Annotated in this window: 16 protein-coding genes and 1 tRNA gene; 12 read left to right on the plus strand and 5 right to left on the minus strand. The window is 37.0% G+C overall.

The window, feature by feature from the left end:
- Positions 1–109: 109 nt before the first annotated feature.
- Entirely contained in the window at positions 110–673 is a 564-nt protein-coding gene (locus tag V6R96_RS20235) for a hypothetical protein (RefSeq protein ID WP_223558637.1), read from the minus strand.
- A 236-nt stretch (positions 674–909) separates the two neighbouring features.
- Here V6R96_RS20235 and V6R96_RS20240 point away from each other — a divergent pair, with 236 nt between their 5' ends.
- Together V6R96_RS20240 and V6R96_RS20245 are read left to right on the plus strand one after the other, a co-directional pair.
- A complete protein-coding gene (locus V6R96_RS20240; protein WP_336380050.1) occupies positions 910–2,289 on the plus strand; it encodes a DUF1800 domain-containing protein in 1,380 nt (459 codons plus the stop codon).
- A 184-nt stretch (positions 2,290–2,473) separates the two neighbouring features.
- Positions 2,474–3,658, plus strand: a complete 1,185-nt coding sequence (locus tag V6R96_RS20245) for a DUF1501 domain-containing protein (protein WP_336380051.1) — start codon at positions 2,474–2,476, stop codon at positions 3,656–3,658.
- A 170-nt stretch (positions 3,659–3,828) separates the two neighbouring features.
- Here V6R96_RS20245 and V6R96_RS20250 read toward each other — a convergent pair whose 3' ends face one another.
- The 3 genes from V6R96_RS20250 to V6R96_RS20810 form a co-directional block, all read right to left on the minus strand.
- Positions 3,829–5,583: a hypothetical protein gene (locus V6R96_RS20250; protein WP_336380052.1), complete on the minus strand. Its 1,755-nt coding sequence runs from the start codon at positions 5,581–5,583 to the stop codon at positions 3,829–3,831.
- A 196-nt stretch (positions 5,584–5,779) separates the two neighbouring features.
- Positions 5,780–5,891, minus strand: a tRNA-OTHER gene (locus V6R96_RS20255).
- Positions 5,892–6,012: 121 nt separating this feature from the next.
- Complete coding sequence (locus V6R96_RS20810) at positions 6,013–6,813, minus strand: RtcB family protein (RefSeq protein WP_407934766.1); 801 nt, start codon at positions 6,811–6,813, stop codon at positions 6,013–6,015.
- Between the two features lie 715 nt (positions 6,814–7,528).
- On the opposite strand from V6R96_RS20810, the gene V6R96_RS20265 reads away from it, so the two are divergent.
- The 6 genes from V6R96_RS20265 (at position 7,529) to V6R96_RS20290 (ending at position 11,521) form a co-directional block, all read left to right on the plus strand.
- Positions 7,529–7,861, plus strand: coding sequence for a HopJ type III effector protein (locus V6R96_RS20265; protein ID WP_336380054.1), 333 nt, complete (start codon positions 7,529–7,531; stop codon positions 7,859–7,861).
- Between the two features lie 185 nt (positions 7,862–8,046).
- Complete coding sequence (locus V6R96_RS20270) at positions 8,047–9,066, plus strand: WYL domain-containing protein (RefSeq protein ID WP_336380055.1); 1,020 nt, start codon at positions 8,047–8,049, stop codon at positions 9,064–9,066.
- A 109-nt stretch (positions 9,067–9,175) separates the two neighbouring features.
- Complete coding sequence (locus tag V6R96_RS20275) at positions 9,176–9,322, plus strand: hypothetical protein (protein ID WP_336380204.1); 147 nt, start codon at positions 9,176–9,178, stop codon at positions 9,320–9,322.
- Between the two features lie 23 nt (positions 9,323–9,345).
- Positions 9,346–9,483: a hypothetical protein gene (locus V6R96_RS20280; protein ID WP_165570718.1), complete on the plus strand. Its 138-nt coding sequence runs from the start codon at positions 9,346–9,348 to the stop codon at positions 9,481–9,483.
- A 161-nt stretch (positions 9,484–9,644) separates the two neighbouring features.
- A complete protein-coding gene (locus tag V6R96_RS20285; RefSeq protein WP_336380056.1) occupies positions 9,645–10,394 on the plus strand; it encodes a nucleotidyltransferase domain-containing protein in 750 nt (249 codons plus the stop codon).
- Positions 10,395–10,462: 68 nt separating this feature from the next.
- Positions 10,463–11,521 (plus strand): DNA polymerase beta superfamily protein, encoded by a 1,059-nt coding sequence (locus V6R96_RS20290; protein ID WP_336380057.1) that lies wholly within the window; start codon positions 10,463–10,465, stop codon positions 11,519–11,521.
- A gap of 68 nt (positions 11,522–11,589) precedes the next feature.
- On the opposite strand, the gene V6R96_RS20295 is transcribed toward V6R96_RS20290, so the two are convergent.
- The gene (locus tag V6R96_RS20295; protein WP_336380058.1) at positions 11,590–11,934 is read right to left on the minus strand and encodes a TfoX/Sxy family protein; all 345 of its coding nucleotides are present in this window, start codon (positions 11,932–11,934) and stop codon (positions 11,590–11,592) included.
- Positions 11,935–12,095: 161 nt separating this feature from the next.
- Between V6R96_RS20295 and V6R96_RS20300 the strand changes: the two genes are divergently transcribed.
- The 4 genes from V6R96_RS20300 (at position 12,096) to V6R96_RS20315 (ending at position 17,077) form a co-directional block, all read left to right on the plus strand.
- Entirely contained in the window at positions 12,096–12,611 is a 516-nt protein-coding gene (locus tag V6R96_RS20300) for a DUF2975 domain-containing protein (RefSeq protein ID WP_336380059.1), read from the plus strand.
- A 1-nt stretch (position 12,612) separates the two neighbouring features.
- The gene (locus tag V6R96_RS20305; protein ID WP_040995723.1) at positions 12,613–12,816 is read left to right on the plus strand and encodes a helix-turn-helix transcriptional regulator; all 204 of its coding nucleotides are present in this window, start codon (positions 12,613–12,615) and stop codon (positions 12,814–12,816) included.
- A gap of 218 nt (positions 12,817–13,034) precedes the next feature.
- Positions 13,035–13,907, plus strand: coding sequence for an ABC transporter ATP-binding protein (locus V6R96_RS20310; protein ID WP_336380060.1), 873 nt, complete (start codon positions 13,035–13,037; stop codon positions 13,905–13,907).
- Positions 13,908–13,909: 2 nt separating this feature from the next.
- Positions 13,910–17,077 carry a M1 family aminopeptidase gene (locus tag V6R96_RS20315; protein ID WP_336380061.1) on the plus strand — a complete coding sequence of 1,056 codons (3,168 nt, stop codon included), beginning with the start codon at positions 13,910–13,912 and terminating at the stop codon, positions 17,075–17,077.
- The last annotated feature ends 1 nt before the right edge of the window (position 17,078 follow it).

Consider the following 17,078-nt stretch of genomic DNA (forward strand, 5'->3'; position numbering starts at 1 on the left):
AAATTTTATCAAATATAATAATAGTTTTCGTAAATCTTGCAGGGAAGCAAAAAACCTTTTCATTTTCATAAAAAGGTTTTGGCTAATAATTGTTTATATAAAAATCTAACTACTTTCCTAATGGAATATTGTATCCGAATCCTACTCCGATATTCCCCACATTATAATCCTGTCCTGCAATATCTCCTTTATCTCCTACAAAAACCTTCTGATACTGTACGAAGAAATTCCAGTCTCTGTTGTGGTATCCGATCTCCGGCTTGATGTAAAAACCTCCGTCCGGTCTGTCAGCAGAACTGTTGGAAGCTACTTTATCATCTCCTACAAGAAAACCATATCCTAAGTCTGTTCCAAAATAGAAACCAGTCTGTTTAGGATAAATTCTTATTAAAGCTCCTACAGGAATTACTCCTACATCGTTGTTATCATAACCGTTGTTGCTTTTTCCGAAATAGTGAGTATACCCTGTTGCAATACCTAATCCAAATCCTGGAGTGATCAAATTCTGGTAAGATACATCTACACCTGCTGCTGCAGATAGATTATCCGCAGGCACTGCTAAACCAACATTCGCACCTACTTTGATCATATTATTCATCTTTGAGTTCTGTGCGCTTGCGATACCTGCTGTTAAGATTCCAGCCAGTACTATTGCTTGTTTTAACATTTTCATAACTCTAATTTTAATTTTACTATTCCAATAAGCTGTAAAAATCATGCCAAGGGAGGCCTTTTTTTCGACTTTAACACTCAATCGCATTACAATATAATGATTATCAATATGTTAATTTATAATAAATTCAAATGATTGTTTAAATTAAATCTTAAAAAAAGATAATATTAAGAAATCTTAACCGTTATTATTTTAACCTTTTCCGTTCTATTTAATCAAAAAATTAAATCTCCACCATGCCCGATTCATTATTACATAATAAACATCTTCTCTGGCGTGCCGGTTTCGGAGTCGGAATCAACCAGATCGGTGATCTTAAAAACAAGAGCATAAAAGTGCTGACTGATGATTTATTTAAAGAAGAAAACTTTACAGAAGTTAATTATGATACTCCTGACACTTTTATTCAAGAGGATATGATGGTCGCTAAAACCCCTGCAGAACAAAGAAAAGAAATGCAGCGCATCAGCAGGCAGCAAAATAATGAACTGAACCTTAATTTTCTGGACAGAATGGTGAACAGCAGGGAGCAGATGAGAGAAAAAATGTCATTTTTCTGGCATGGACATTTTGCAGCAAGAATCAATAATTCAAAATTCAATAAACAGCTCCTTAATACGATCAGGAAGAATGCGTTGGGCAATTTTAAAGATCTTCTCTTTGAAGTAAGCCAGTCGCCGGCAATGCTGAATTTCCTCAACAATCAGCAAAACAAGAAAGGCCACCCGAACGAAAACTTTGCCCGTGAAGTGATGGAATTATTTACCATGGGAAGGGGAAATTACACTGAAAAAGATATCAGGGAAGGCGCAAGAGCATTTACAGGATGGGGTTATGACAAAGAAGGCTATTTTAAAGAAAGAAAAAACCTGCATGATGAAGGTTCTAAAATATTTTTAGGGAAAACCGGAAATTTCACCGGAACTGACATTTTAAATATTATCCTTGAACAGAAAGCCACAGCCAGATTTATTACCACAAAAATATATAAGTTCTTCGTTAATGAAAATGTAGACAGTCCTATTGTGGATCAGTTAAGTGCAGACTTTTACAATTCCGGATATGATATCAAAAAGCTTATGACTGAAATTTTCTCAAGTTCATGGTTCTACGCGCAAAAGAATATCGGAAACAGAATAAAATCTCCCGTAGAACTGATGGCCGGAATAATGCGGATGCTTCCCATGAACATTCAGAATCCGGAAAATCTCATCGTTTACCAGAAATTGCTGGGGCAAATGCTACTCTACCCTCCCAACGTAGCCGGATGGCCCAGCGGAAGGTCATGGATAGACAGCTCTACCCTGATGCTGAGATTGCAGATTCCACAGATATGGTCCGGATTGCGCCCTTTAGAATACAGCCCCCGACAGGATGACGATATTGACATGGGCATGAAATCCCGTGAAACCGCTTTGAACAAATCATTTAAGAATCCCAACATCACGATAGACTGGAACAGGCTGGAAAAAGTATTTGCTGATAAAAAATGTGAAGATTATCTGATTCAGAATGCCCAAACACTGGATATGGATTCTGTGAAAAACTTTTCTGATAAAAGTATAAAAATGAATATCATCAATCTGATGTCTACCCCGGAATACCAATTATGTTAAGTGTAGATAGTAGGTTGCAGATAAAAGGTTGCAGTAATAGTAACCGCCGTTTGGCTCTGCAGCCTTTGATTTATTATTTGTCACTTTAAAATATTAATAAAGCTTCCAATATTAGTAAAATCAAGATTCAGTCCTGCTACCCGTCATCTATTATCTGCTACCTTTTACCTAAAAAAACAAAATTATGTTAATCAAGAGAAGAGAATTCCTCAAAATAAGTTCATTAGCTACCGCATCGTTCATGATGCCCAATTTTCTGAAAGCAATGGCGCTGGATGAAGCCTTAGTGACTAATCAGAAGATTCTTGTGGTGCTGCAGTTTACGGGCGGAAATGATGGACTGAATACAATCATTCCTATAAAAAACGATGTTTATTTTAAAGAAAGAAACAGTATCGCCATCAAAGATTCTTTACCGCTTAATGATGAAACGGGAATCAATCCGGCACTGTCCTTTTTTAAAGAACTTTTCGATAACGGTGAGTTGTCGGTGATGAATAATGTAGGATACCCGGATCCTGACAAATCGCATTTCAGAAGTATGGATATCTGGCACTCTGCCAGCCGCAGCGACGAATTCCTGGAAACAGGCTGGCTGGGTCGTTTTCTGGATGAAGAATGCTACCGCTGCGAACATCCCACACAAGCTCTTGAAGTTGATGATATGCTGAGTCTTGCATTGAAAGGGGAAAACAATAAAGCATTTGCTTTCAAAGACCCGAAAAGACTTTACCAAACAAGCCAGGAGAAGTATTTTAAATCTCTCTACGATCATCATCATGAAGATGAAACAGTTTCTTATTTATATCAGACTTTGGGTTCTACCATTAATAATGCTGATTATATTTTTGAAAAAAGTAAGTCTAAAAAAACAGAGCAGACTTATCCAAACTCCCAGCTGGGAAAGGATTTTAAAACTGTCGCCTCCTTGATTAAATCTGATATCAATACTCAGGTTTATTATCTTTCGGTAGGAAGCTTTGATACGCACGTCAATCAGAATGACAGGCAGAAAAAGCTCTTCAGCGACATCAATGAAGCAGTAAAATCTTTTGTAACCGACCTGAAAAGCAATGGAATTTTTGAAAATGTGCTGTTAATGACTTTTTCAGAATTTGGAAGAAGGGTTGCCCAAAATGCCAGCAATGGAACCGATCACGGGACAGCTAACCAAATGTTTTTTATAAGCGGAGGTCTTAAAAAGAAAGGCCTTCTGAACGCACTTCCTGATCTGCAAAAGCTGAATGAAGGCGATCTGATCTATACCGAAGACTTCAGAAAAGTTTATGCTACTGTTCTTAAAAACTGGCTTAAAGCAGATTCTTCAAAAGTTCTGGGCTGGAAGAACGGGATCTATGATTTTATATAATTGAATCTAAATAAAACGGCCACCCTGATTGTATTAATCAAAATGGCAGTTGATTAAATTTTACAGGTTTTTATGTCTGTAAAATTTGAACATCGTAATGTTTTTTTTATTATTTTGAAATCTCTCGCAGATTTTGCTGATGCCGCAGATGTTTACGCTTTATTTTATATCTATTTAAAAATCTTTATGAAGCTATCTTTTTCAAGCGTTTCCAGTGAGAAATCGAAATCAGCTTCCGCTTTTTCTGTTGTAATCTCTGCTCCAAGCTCTTTTACAAGCTCATTGAAAGACATGGCTTCGTACCATTGCTGATACAATGCAGTTGTTGCCATCGTGGAAACCTGATTATTTCCTGAAACATGAGAATGTCCGGCTCCGAAATTCAACAGTACGAAACATTGCTTTTCGTTTTTTGCCACCAGCATTCCCAGAATCATTTGCTTCTGAACAGAGTTACATCTGGCTTCAGCAAAGAGATTGTTAGGATTCATCATATAATCGTAGGAAATGTTGTCTCCTTTTCCGACAACGATTTTATATCCGCAATCTGCATTTCCGCTGAAAACATTATTCATAACAAGTGTTGGAGTACACAGTCCTTTATTGGCATAAAGATATTCAACGGCACCGTTAGGAGCGGAAGTCATATCTCCTGAATACATCAATTGTCCGTCACCATGATTATAAGCGGCATTCCAACCTATTTTCCCGGAGATATTTAATCCTGAAAGATCAAGGTCACGGGCACCCCATAGATCTTCCCAATAAATACCTACAGCCAGTCTGTCGCCATAAAAACGGGTTCCGGTAGGAATATTTCCAACAAACATTTTTTCAGAAGTGGGTAATGCAAATTCTACATTCTCCGGGAAATAGAATTTCTTTCCGGATAAGTTATCATATTTCAGTTTCAGATAATCCAGAATAAAATCATAGTTGAATTGATTCACATAAGTTTCCTTACCTTTTTTCACCCAGGATTTTCCGTTTCGGACTCTGTAAACAAAAGTATCCTGGCCATACATTCTAGAATAACATGCTGACAATGCTTTGAATAGTGCAAACGGTGTTGCATTTTCCAGCCAGTGCCAATCACTGTTTTCCAGCATTGTATTCGTAGCATCATTCAAAGGATTTGAAATCAATGGTTTATGATGTACTTTAGACAGCTTCGAAATTTTATTGATGGCTTTCGGAGCTCTGTTTTTATAGGCAAGAAATAACGGCTTGAACCTGTTAAAAATTTCCGCCAGTTTTTCCAGCCCGAAGCTTTCAAACAGATAACTTGGATTGAATTTACTTTGCTTGATTAAATCCATAAGATCATCACTTTTGATTAAAAGCGTAGTATTGGTCGTTTTATAAATAACATAACGGAAAAACTCAACAGGATTTTCAGGATATACATCATACAGATCGGCTATTTTTATAACAGCTTCCTTATTTCTGATGTTTTCTTTTCCCGTAAAATCATATTCCAGCTCCGTATGTAAAATATAAAGCAATTCATCAATAGTTTCTTCTTTTAAAGCAATTCCTGATCTCAAAAGAGAAAGGCACTTTTCCTGCATCTCTTCTACAGTATAGGCTTTGATTACTTTAAAAACCAGCTTCATATCCGGAACATTCAGTATTTCAGCAGGAATATAGATTTCATTCTGGAAATCGCTTCCATATGTTGAAATATAATGTTGAATCTGTTCAAAAAACAAATCAATTCTGGAGGTATTTTTTATTTTCTCCCAGGATTTATGAAAGGTTTTATTCAAATCATTTCCATTTAATTTTTCCTTTGCATAATAAGAAATGATCTCATTTTTTGCCCATAGTGCATCAGGTTCAATGATAAAACCGTCATTGGAAACAAATAGCTCTGCATTCGATTCCTTAGCTAATACTGCATTGAATAATTTTAGTGTTTTCATTGTTTTTAATTTTAAAAATAAGTGAGGAGTAGGTTCATTAAAAGTGAAGTGTATAGGAACTCCTTTTACCTATAGTTTATAAAAAGCGGGGAGTAATTTACCGAAAATATAGGAACTCCCTTTGCCTTATAATTTGTAAAAAGGCGGAAAGTAATTCTAACTTATAGGAACTTTCTTTGCCTTATTTTTTATTTTGAGGAGCAGACAGGACTCGAACCTGTGACCCACAAACCTGGTGATTTATAGGAACTTTATGTGCCTGCAGCGAAAAGTAATTTTTGTTGCTCTACCATCTGAGCTACTGCCCCTGCCTTATGAAAAAAGTTTTCATTAACCTTACAGGCTTTTATACCCGCAAGGTTTGGTTATTAGTTCTTATAAACCTTATAGGTTTTGAAAACCTATAAGGTTTGAATATTATATTAATAATTATGCTTTTCTGAATTTCTTTTTTTTCTTCCACGGCGCATTTTTTCCTACATCACCTGCCATGATACATCCGTAAGGCGTCACCTCATCCAGAACTTCGCAAAGTCCATATTCTTCAATCTGAGCTCTTACGTTTTTGGCACTTTTATAAGCGCTTGGCAGCTCAGAAATATCAATTTCATTGGAGAAAAAACGGATATCTAATCCTTGAGTTTCCTCATCGAAGATTTCTTCAACCGTTTTATGGGCTAATGATCTTTTATGCTGTGTTCTGCTGAAATTTCTTCCGGCTCCGTGAGGGGCAAAACCCAGATTTCTCTCGTTAGTTTTTCCCTGAACAATTAAAACTGGTTCTGACATATTCAAAGGAATCAGTCTTGGTCCTGTGATATCCGGCATAAATTTATCATCCAGCGGAGTGGCTCCTTTAGCATGATAAAACAGATCACCGTCTCTGAAAACAAAATTATGTTCGTTCCAGTATCTATCCTGTTTTTCTCTCCCGAGCTTATTTAAAACCGCATCATGAATATTCGTATGATTTTCCTTCGTCCATGTTCTGATCAACTGTAGAGCTTCCCAATAGGCTTGCCCTTCTTCCGTATCGAAAGGAATCCATGCATTTTCTCTCAATGTTTCAGGGGAAATATCCTGTCTGAAACGGTTGGCCACCTTCATTCCTTTATCGTAAAGTGCCGCACCCGGAGCTCTTGATCCGTGATGGGTAACCAGCATGGTATTTCCTGTATTTTTGGACTTCCCGACAAACAGGAAATGGTTTCCGTCTCCCTGGGTTCCCATATGAGAACGGGCAATGCTGATTAATTTTTCATCATTTAGGAAATAGTTTTCTCTGAACGCATCCATCAGTTCCTGGGACATCGGCATCTGCTCACCTCTTGGTCTTCCTCCGTATCCGAAATGCGTCACTGAATGGGCAGCATCCAACACTTCTTTAGGATCGGCATCACCAAAATCTGTCAGCATTACAGAACAACAGATATCTGCGCTATGAAATCCAGGGTGGATGGCATTTTTGGCGACCACCACTCCCCCTACCGGGATCAACCCTTCAGGTCCTGTAGGACATGCATCGGGCATCAATGCTCCGGCAGTAAGCGTAGGTGTTTTCATCAGAACTTTCATTGTGTTGATCACTTTCTCTACATTGTCATTTTCACTTTCATGCTCTGCTCTGATGTTGATGATAAAATCTTTAGCCGTTTCATGAAGAGGGATAATATCCGGCCGTTTGAACTGATCCAGATATTCTCTGATCTGAACTTCATCCAGATTGTTTTCGTTGATATGTGTAATGGCATCTTTAAACCATTTGGCTGGTCTGTATCCTAATTCAATTAAGTGATTTCCGTTAAATTCCATTTGTCTTTTGATTTTGATAGTGCAAAGTAAGACCACAAGTGCGCAATAATTCTGCGCAGATAAAAATATTTTAATTATTTTTGTAAAAAAGGTCAAAAGACCTGTTTATTTTCATTTGATTAAAATTTAGAATATGTTATTAGAACAATTAAAAAACAATCCTGAAACCATTCAGTTCAAAGAAGTTATTGCTTATATTGATGAGCATCACGATTTTATACCTACTTCTTTTAAAAACGGCAATACCGTCAATGAAGCTGGTCAGAATAATGATTCGTGCAAAGTTTTCAGTTTTGCAAAACTTCAGGGATTGTCAAAGGAGCAGACACTTCCTCTTTTTGGAGAATTTTACAGGGAAGATGTATTAAAAAACCCGGAAGGAACAGATCACCAGAACATCAGAAACTTTATGAAATACGGATGGGAAGGGATTTCCTTTGAAGGGGAAGCGTTGAAACAGAAGTAATTATACGGGTCAATTGTGAATTTTGCTTCGCAAGTGAATCATTTTATAAGTCAATGGTCAATTTTGCCTTGCAAGTGAATGATTAGTTTGAAAAAAAGAATTGACACATTAAAAATTGAATTGCGAAGCAAAAATTGACCTTTCACCATTCACCTTTTCACTCTCTCTATAAAAAATCACAAAAAATGTCATCCAATAAAAATGCCCTGATCCGTTACAAAACATTAGATAAATGTCTTAAAAACAAGTACCGGAAGTATACACTGGACGATCTTATCGATGCCTGCTCGGACGCCCTTTTTGAATTTGAAGGAAAGGAATCCTTTGTAAGCAGACGTACCGTCCAGCTGGATCTGCAGAATATGCGAAGTGAAAAATTCGGGTATGAAGCACCCATTGAAGTATACGATAGAAAATACTACCGCTACAGCGATCCTGAGTACAGCATCCATAATATTTCTGTGAATGAGAGCGACCTGAAAGCGATGAATAATGCGGTTCAGATCCTGAAACAGTTTAAGGATTTTTCTATGTTCAAAGAGATGAACGGAGTCATTCAGAAGCTGGAGGATTCCATCCATTCTACCGGACAAAAATCCATTATTCATCTGGATAAAAATGAACAGCTGAAAGGGCTAGAATATATTGATGTCCTTTATGAAAGCATATCCAACAAAAAGGTACTGAATATTCTGTACCGCAGCTTTACCGCCAGGGAATCCAGCAATTATGTGGTTCATCCGCAACTTCTGAAGGAATTTAATAACAGGTGGTTCCTGATCTGTCAACATAAAGGTAAAATGTACAATTTAGCCCTGGATAGAATGGAAAAGATTGATGTGGAGGAAAGCATACAGTATATCGACAAAGATCTGGACGGCGATGAATATTTTAAAGATATTGTAGGGGTTACAGTTTCCGATACGATGGCTCCCAGAAATGTTGTTTTCTTTGTAGATTCTTCCAATGCGCCTTATGTAAAAACAAAACCACTTCATAGAAGCCAGGAAATTATAAGCGAAACGGAAGATGGCACATTATTTAAGATCTGTGTACAAATTAATTTTGAACTCGAAAGGCTTCTGCTGGGTTTTGGAGAATGCCTGGTTGTCCATCAGCCTAAAAAACTAAGGCTGAAGCTTCAGGACAAATTTAAAGCAGGATTAAAAAACTATGAGAATTTAGTAATTCCTGATGAGAACTGATCTTTTTCAACCATAAAAGCTGCAAATTTTTTTGAACACTTTAGTTATTTTTAAGCTTAATAATGTTGAAAAAAAGATCACTTAAGTTTTGTGAAAATCTTTGATTTTCATGATGATTAAATTCGTAGGATCAGAATTCCCCTCCTCTGGAGGGGTGGCAAGTCCAAGATTTGACGGGGTGGTAAATAATCACTCCATACCCTCTACAATATTGATCAATCCCGACATTTTTAAAATGGCTCAGAAATTGTATTAATTTACACATTAAAAAATCTTACTATGAAATCAAGAATATTTAAAGCATTGATTGCCATTATAGCACCTATTGCGATAGAGTATATCGTAAAAAAAATATCTGAGAAATTAGATAAAAAAGAAGAAGATAAAGGAAAAGGACCTAAGCAGATTACTGCTTAAACGTAGAAGTAGTTAGAATTTAATTTTATTGAAAAGAGACTGTACATGATTAATGACAGTCTCTTTTTTTGTTCAACAGCTTCAAAATAAAACTTCCAGCGGAAAATCTACGCAAAAACACTGCGCACTACTGCTTTTACTTTGCTTTAAAATTGAATACAATGACACCAAAAATACTAGAGAAAATAAAAGAAATAGAGAAAACACACGGTGTAGAAGTCCTTTTGGCCGTAGAATCCGGAAGCCGGGCATGGGGTTTTGCCTCTCCGGACAGTGATTATGATATACGCTTTATCTACCGTCATGAAAAAGACTGGTATCTTTCTCCCTGGGATAAGGATGAAACGATAGAGTTTATGACGGAGGACGATCTGGACGGTTCCGGATGGGATTTACGAAAGACTTTTCATTTGTTACTGAAGTCGAATGCAGCTTTACTGAGCTGGTTTTATTCTCCCATCGTTTACAAAAAGGACGACAAGTTTGTGGAGCTGTTCAGGCCTTTGGCTGATGTCTGCTTTTCACCGATAGCGGTTTCCTATCACTATTTGAGCATGAGCAAAAAGTATCTGGAAGCCTGCAGAAACGAAGAAATAAAACTGAAAAGATATTTTTACTGCTTAAGAACTGCACTGACCGGTAAATGGATCATAGAAAAAGGAACGGTTCCTCCAGTTTTATTCAGCGAATTGTTAGTTTTGGTTGATGATTATACCCGAAAAAAGATAGAAGACCTTATCGCATTAAAAGCTACTAAAGGAGAATCCTATTACCACCCGAATGACTGGGAGCTTTTTGGGTTTTTAGAGAAAACAATACTCGATAATGAAGAAAGAGCAAAGAGTTTGACCGGAGGAAAATCTGATAAAAATGAAATGGAAAGGGTTTTTAGGGAGATATTAAAGGCCTAGAAACTACTACAATGTTTAACTTTAAAGAAAAGGAAGAAACTCATGTATCCAAAGAAAAAAAACAAATTATGACTATTGAATTTCTAAAAACTAATAACTTCATCCTCTTTGAAGCCATCTCCGGAAGCCGCTCTTTCGGGCTGGCCACTGAAAACTCTGACACAGATATCCGTGGGATATATTATCTACCAAAAGAAGACTTCTTCGGTCTGAACTATATTCCTCAGATCTCCAATGAAACGAATGATATCATTTATTATGAGATAGGGAGATTTGTAGAGCTTCTTCAAAAGAATAATCCCAATATTATGGAAGTTCTGGCAAGCCCGGAAGACTGTATTCTGCAAAAACATCCGCTGATGGATCTTCTCCGTCCGGAAGATTTTCTTTCCAAATTGTGTAAGGACACTTTTGCCGGTTATGCCGTTTCTCAGATTAAAAAAGCAAAGGGACTGAATAAAAAAATCCTCAATCCTGTAGAAAAGGAAAGAAAGTCTATTCTTGATTTCTGCTATATCCTTCAGAACGATACTTCTGTTCCATTGAAAAAATGGCTTTCAGATAACGGAAAAATTCAGGAAAAATGTGGATTGGTAAGCATTGATCATACAAAAGGCATGTTTGCTCTTTTTTATGATGAATCGGGAAGTTCAGGTTACAGAGGAATTATTCAGAATGAAGAAGCCAATCAGGTATCCGTATCTTCAATCCCGAAAGGAGAACAGTCTGTTGCCTATTTATTTTGCAATCTGGATGCCTATTCTACGTACTGTAAAGATTACAGGGAATACTGGAAATGGGTTTCCGAACGCAATGAAGACCGTTATAACGTTAATCAGGAACACGGCCAGAATTATGACAGTAAGAATATGATGCACACCATCCGTTTATTACAGTCCTGCGAGCATATATTCAAAACAAATTCGTTAAATATCCGTGTAGACAACAGAGAGGAATTGCTTGATATCAAAGCCGGAAACTGGTCCTATGAAGCAGTTATGCAAAAAGCAGAAGATCTGATAAAGTCTATAGAACGTCATCACACAGTTTCTACTCTTCCTGATTACCCGGATGTAAAAAAGACGGAGAAAATCTTAATAGAAATACGCGAAAACTTATACGTTTAAATCTTAATATTCTTAACAACTAAACTTTACCTTAATGGTTAAATTTTAAAATGTCAGGAATATTAAGGTTATTTTTTCTTTGAAGCTTTGGCTATCGAATTATACTCCAGGCATATTTTAATCCAGTATTCAAAATCATCAGGTTTTTGAAAACCTGCAGGTTCCACGTAACAATATCCTTTAAGCTGCTTTCCTTTCATCATCATCGGAAGAAAGCCGGTTCTTTCCGAAACCTCCTCTTCCAGATCAGGATGATAACGGCACATCAGATTATCATGGCTTACATTAATGCACATTTTACCATTCACCAAAAATGATAATCCACTGAACATTTTCTTTTCGCTGACCTCAATTTCGGCCACTTCAGAAAGCCTTTCCCGGATTCTGTCTGCAAGATCTGTACTGTAAGCCATAAAATAATTTTTAGAATTAAATTTAGCAAAAAACGCCTTAAGAAGGCTTATTTTCATTGTTAATAAACTTAATCAGATCTATATAAATAAAATTTTATTTAAAATAATTATTGTTTTACGATAATTAATTATACATTTGCAATAGTTAAATAATTATTGCCATGAACCAGACCAAAATTATTTCGAAGGTACTTTACTATATCTGCATCCTATTGTCTGCAGGGTATCTGATCACTTTAGCCTACTCGGTTTTTTGCCTGACTACAGGTTTTGCTGTTACACCTTACAAGAATGATCAGTATCTTCATATCAACTACCCTTTTACAGAAAATCCGTTTATGAATATTGAAAATAATAATTCGTATATCATCTTCTCTTTTTTGTTGGTTTTAGTTTCTTACGGAATTTTTTTCTGGCTTTCAGCTTTAGTTTTCAGAGTATTTTTTCAGTCAAAACTGTTTACAAAGGAAAATATACTTCACCTTAAGAGATTTTACATGTATAATATTTTTATACCACTGCCTGTGGTCATTACGGCAAGCTTTTTTGTGGAGGTCGAAAGTATTGTCTGGGGATTGGTTTTTATCCATTTCATGTTGGGAATTTTCTGTCTGTTTCTTGCAAATATCTTTAAGCAAGGACTACATTTGCAAAACGAACAAGATCTATTTATATAAAATGCCAATTATAGTCAACTTAGATGTCATGCTGGCCAAACGAAAAATGCAGAGTAAGGAATTGGCAGAAAAACTGGGAATCACCCCCGTTAATCTTTCCATTCTTAAAACCGGCAAGGCAAAAGGGGTCCGTTTTGATACCCTGGAAGCCATCTGCAAAATTCTGGAATGCCAACCCGGCGATATTCTTGAGTACCGGGAATAGGGTTCGAGTTGCGAGGTTTGAGAGTAAAAAAGTCTTAAATAATCTCTTAATCTTAAAAAAAATCTTGATTCTTGGCTCTTGATTCTTGGCTCTTGATTCTTGACTCTTGACTCTTGATTCTTGACTCTCTCGATAACGTCCCCCTCCATCTTCCTTTTTCATCTTTTTAAGCAACCGTACAGGTCTGCTCTACCCTTCTTTTATCTAAACCTTAACCTATGAATACCTTAACAATCAACAATCTAAGCCTTATCTACAAAAATGGGTATCAGGCAGTTAAAAACCTATCGCTTGAAATATCAAACGGAATGTTCGGTCTGCTTGGACCCAATGGCGCCGGAAAATCATCTTTGATGAAAGCTATTGTAGGATTGCAAAAACCTACTTCCGGAAATATTATTTTTAATGGGACGGATGTTTTAAAAGATCCTGATCATATTAAGCGAAATCTGGGTTTCCTTCCACAGGATTTTGGGGTTTATCCAAAAGTGTCAGCTTATGATCTCCTGGAACATATTGCCATATTAAAGGGAATCACGAACAGTGCAGAACGTAAAAAACAGATCCTGAGCCTGCTTGAAAAAGTTAACCTTTCAGAATTCAGGAAGAAGGAGGTCCATACTTTTTCCGGAGGCATGAAGCAGCGTTTCGGGGTGGCCCAGGCTCTATTGGGAAATCCGAAGATTATTATCGTGGATGAACCTACCGCTGGTCTAGATCCTGAGGAGCGCAACCGTTTCAATGCTCTACTGAATGAAATCAGCCAGGATGTTATTGTAATTCTTTCCACCCATTTGGTGGAGGACGTCAGAAACCTCTGCTCGGAGATGGCAGTCATGAACAAAGGTCAGATTCTCCGGAAAGGAAAACCGGCAGTATTGATTTCCGAACTGGAAAACAGGATCTGGTCGAAACCGATCAGCAAAGATGAGCTGGAAAGTTACTATTCCAGCCATGAGATCATCAGCAGGCAGCTGATTGAAAGAGAACTCCACATCACCATATTTTCAGAAGAAAAACCTGAAGATTTTGATCCCGTAAATCCACTACTGGAACACGTTTACTTCCATACCCTTACCCAAAAACCTTAACTATGAATGCTTTATTTTTATTCGAAGCCGGACGCATTTCCAAGCACTGGCCAGCCTATCTTATAGCCCTGATCCTGGTAAGTACAGGTATATTCTGCGGTAACAAATTCAACCTTACCGTTGGAGACGGGATATACCTGAATTCACCCTATACCATCGGTTTTATGACAGGAATGCTGAGCCTATCCATCCTGTTTATGGCTGTAATTTATGCTGTTCAGTTTCTTTTTAAGGATTATGATTCAAAATTTGATCTTGTATTATTTTCATTTCCTTTTTCCAGATGGACTTATCTGAGTGGAAAATTCTTTGTCTATTTTCTGCAGACTTTCCTTAGTTTTTCTTTTTTAATGACAGGCTTTCTCATAGGCCAGGTTATGCGGACCGGAAGTGAGATGCAGACTTACTTTAATATAGGATATTATCTTTACCCCATGCTGATTTTCGGGTTTATCAACTGTTTTTTTGTATGCAGCTTTCTGTTTTTTGTTTCATTTGCGGCTAAGAAAAAACTGCTGGTCGTTGTAGGCGGACTGCTTTTATATGTACTGTATATGGTTGTTTTGGTCTTTTCCAATTCTCCGTTTATGGCAGGAAGCCTACCCCAGTCAATAGAAACACAACATCTTTCATCCATTTTGGACCCATTCGGATTATCGTCTTATTTCTTTGAAGCAGGAACATTCTCTTTTCATCAGAAAAACACGTTAATTGTTCCTCTTTCGGGATATTTATTACTTAACAGGGTAATTTACCTGATCACTTCTGCAGTATTTCTTTTGCTCACTTACCGTTTATTTTCTTTCTCAGATCATTCAAAACAAAAAGTAAAAAAAGCATTACCGGAATCCGAAATCACAAACAGGCCAACATTTTCTTATATGACATCGCAAACAGATTTCGGCCGGAAAAACGCTCTCAGATCGATGCTGTCCTTTGCAAAGATTGATCTGCTCTACCTTTTCAGAGGCATTATCATTCCTTCTGCCTCCATACTTCTGCTTTTCTTTATCGGGATGGAAATGTATGCTGAGATTGAAAAGGGCATCCGCCTTCCACAGAAATATGCCGGATCAGGTCTTATGGCAACAACCATTTCAGAAAATTTTCCTCTGTTCGGCTTTCTCCTTGCAGCTTATTTTATCAATGATTTGTACTGGAGAAGTCACTCATCAGGTTTTTCACCCATCGAAAACACAACATTTTTTTCGGAAAGCAAACTTATGGGCCATTTTATTTCCATGAGTATTCTTCTTTTTTTCTTTACCGGAATCTTAATAACCGAAGGCATCTTATTCCAGACATCGTATCATTACCTTCATATCGATTGGAATGCCTATCTGTGTGTTTTTCTTTTTAATACTTTTCCGTTAATGCTTTTTTCAGGATTGATCCTTTTGGTTAATGCTTGTATCAGAAATAAGTTTATTGCTTTGGGTGTTTCCGTTTTAGCAGTATTCCTTCTGACCGGTCCCGTTTCCGGTAAAATACTTCCTTATCCTCTTTTCAGAATATTTTCAGATTTTAAAGGGACTTACAGTGATTTTAACGGATATGGACCTTACGTTCTTGCTTTTGTAGAAAGACTTTTATTCGGTGCCGGAGTTATTGCATTTCTTTGGATGATCAATAGAATTTTCAGGACTAAAAAGCTCAGCGCTATTGTTCTTATTGCCAGTATTCTATTGCTTTCGTCAGGGATTTTTTCCGGTATATTTTTCATGAAAGGTTATATTCCGGAAAATGAAGAAAAAGCATTAACAGAATCTATCCGGTACGAAAAAGCGTTTAAGAAATATGAAAACCTGCCACAGCCTGAAATTTCAGATGTCATCACCGAAATCAGGTTGTATCCTTCAGAAAATGCATACGAGATCATTGGAAAATATACTTTGGTCAACTTTACCGATCAGCAGATCAATAAAATCCTCATCAATTTTAACCCTGATCTCAAATTAGAATCCGCTGTTTTTCAATCCGGATCCGAATCTCTGAGAATTAATAAAAATATATCGGAAGTTGAATTAAACCAACCAATGAAACCCAATGGAACCGCCCATCTTGAATTCAAACTATCTTATAAATGGTATGCCGTAAACGGGCATCAGTCTTTCAATGCAATCATAGGTAACGGTTCTTTTATGAGGATCAGCAGATATTATCCGATGATCGGATACCAGAAATCAGAGGAAATTCAGGATGAAAAGCTAAGAAAAGAAAATCATCTCGGAAAACTGGAAGCATTGAAAAAACCAGAAGCCCCTGAAGTCTTTAAAAAGGATTTTATTAATTTAAATATGATCATTTCTACAGAAGGAAGCCAGACCGCAATAGGCACAGGAGATCTGGTTAGAAAATGGACAAAATCAGGACGCAGCTATTTTCAGTACAAAGCAGAAAATATTCCGTTCCGGTTTGCCGTCTCTTCGGCAGATTATAACATGAAAAGTGTTTTATACAAAGGAATTACAGTGAATATATTTTATCAGAAAAACCATTTTGAAAATACAGATCATCTCCTTGAAAATGCAAAAATTACGTTGGATTACTGTACAAAGAACTTTGGAAAATATCCGTTCAAAACAGTCAGTTTTGCTGAAATTTCATCTTTTACCAGAGGATTTGCAGCTACCGCTTATCCGTCTGCTGTTTTTATGCCTGAGGATATGATTTTCCATGCTAATATTCATGCAGATAAGAAGCAGGATGTGATCAACGAACTTGCCGGGCACGAGCTTTCCCATCTGTGGTGGGGAAATAACCAGATTGATCCTGATGACAGGGAAGGCGCAGTAATGCTTACCGAAACACTCGCTATGTACACCGAAATGATGCTCTACAAAAAAATGCACGGCAGAGAAAAAATGTTGGAAAGAATAAAAATGCACCAGCAGATCTACGACAGTGAAAAAGGTTTTTCTGAAAATATTCCGATTTATAAAGTAACGGGAGACGCCACTCATATATCTTATTCAAAAGGGGCTGTGGCCATGGTAAAATTAAGTGAACTGATCGGGGAAGAAAAAGTAAATAAAGCGTTAAAGAATTTTCTACAGAACAATCAGTACCCTAAAAAGCCTTCTTCTCTGGATCTACTCAATGAATTTTATAAGGTCTGCCCTGATGAAGCCACAAGAAAGCAGGTTGACCTATTATTTAAAACCATATAAA

Source organism: Chryseobacterium sp. CCNWLW53 (genome assembly GCF_037083525.1).
GTDB lineage: Bacteria > Bacteroidota > Bacteroidia > Flavobacteriales > Weeksellaceae > Chryseobacterium > Chryseobacterium lathyri.

What these genes read in the sequence shown, in the direction of transcription:
- V6R96_RS20235 (WP_223558637.1), bottom strand. Translation starts at nt 673, where the DNA reads ATGAAAATGTTAAAACAAGCAATAGTACTGGCTGGAATCTTAACAGCA.
- V6R96_RS20240 (WP_336380050.1), top strand. Translation starts at nt 910, where the DNA reads ATGCCCGATTCATTATTACATAATAAACATCTTCTCTGGCGTGCCGGT.
- V6R96_RS20245 (WP_336380051.1), top strand. Translation starts at nt 2,474, where the DNA reads ATGTTAATCAAGAGAAGAGAATTCCTCAAAATAAGTTCATTAGCTACC.
- V6R96_RS20250 (WP_336380052.1), bottom strand. Translation starts at nt 5,583, where the DNA reads ATGAAAACACTAAAATTATTCAATGCAGTATTAGCTAAGGAATCGAAT.
- V6R96_RS20810 (WP_407934766.1), bottom strand. Translation starts at nt 6,813, where the DNA reads ATGGGAACCCAGGGAGACGGAAACCATTTCCTGTTTGTCGGGAAGTCC.
- V6R96_RS20265 (WP_336380054.1), top strand. Translation starts at nt 7,529, where the DNA reads ATGTTATTAGAACAATTAAAAAACAATCCTGAAACCATTCAGTTCAAA.
- V6R96_RS20270 (WP_336380055.1), top strand. Translation starts at nt 8,047, where the DNA reads ATGTCATCCAATAAAAATGCCCTGATCCGTTACAAAACATTAGATAAA.
- V6R96_RS20275 (WP_336380204.1), top strand. Translation starts at nt 9,176, where the DNA reads ATGATGATTAAATTCGTAGGATCAGAATTCCCCTCCTCTGGAGGGGTG.
- V6R96_RS20280 (WP_165570718.1), top strand. Translation starts at nt 9,346, where the DNA reads ATGAAATCAAGAATATTTAAAGCATTGATTGCCATTATAGCACCTATT.
- V6R96_RS20285 (WP_336380056.1), top strand. Translation starts at nt 9,645, where the DNA reads ATGACACCAAAAATACTAGAGAAAATAAAAGAAATAGAGAAAACACAC.
- V6R96_RS20290 (WP_336380057.1), top strand. Translation starts at nt 10,463, where the DNA reads ATGACTATTGAATTTCTAAAAACTAATAACTTCATCCTCTTTGAAGCC.
- V6R96_RS20295 (WP_336380058.1), bottom strand. Translation starts at nt 11,934, where the DNA reads ATGGCTTACAGTACAGATCTTGCAGACAGAATCCGGGAAAGGCTTTCT.
- V6R96_RS20300 (WP_336380059.1), top strand. Translation starts at nt 12,096, where the DNA reads ATGAACCAGACCAAAATTATTTCGAAGGTACTTTACTATATCTGCATC.
- V6R96_RS20305 (WP_040995723.1), top strand. Translation starts at nt 12,613, where the DNA reads ATGCCAATTATAGTCAACTTAGATGTCATGCTGGCCAAACGAAAAATG.
- V6R96_RS20310 (WP_336380060.1), top strand. Translation starts at nt 13,035, where the DNA reads ATGAATACCTTAACAATCAACAATCTAAGCCTTATCTACAAAAATGGG.
- V6R96_RS20315 (WP_336380061.1), top strand. Translation starts at nt 13,910, where the DNA reads ATGAATGCTTTATTTTTATTCGAAGCCGGACGCATTTCCAAGCACTGG.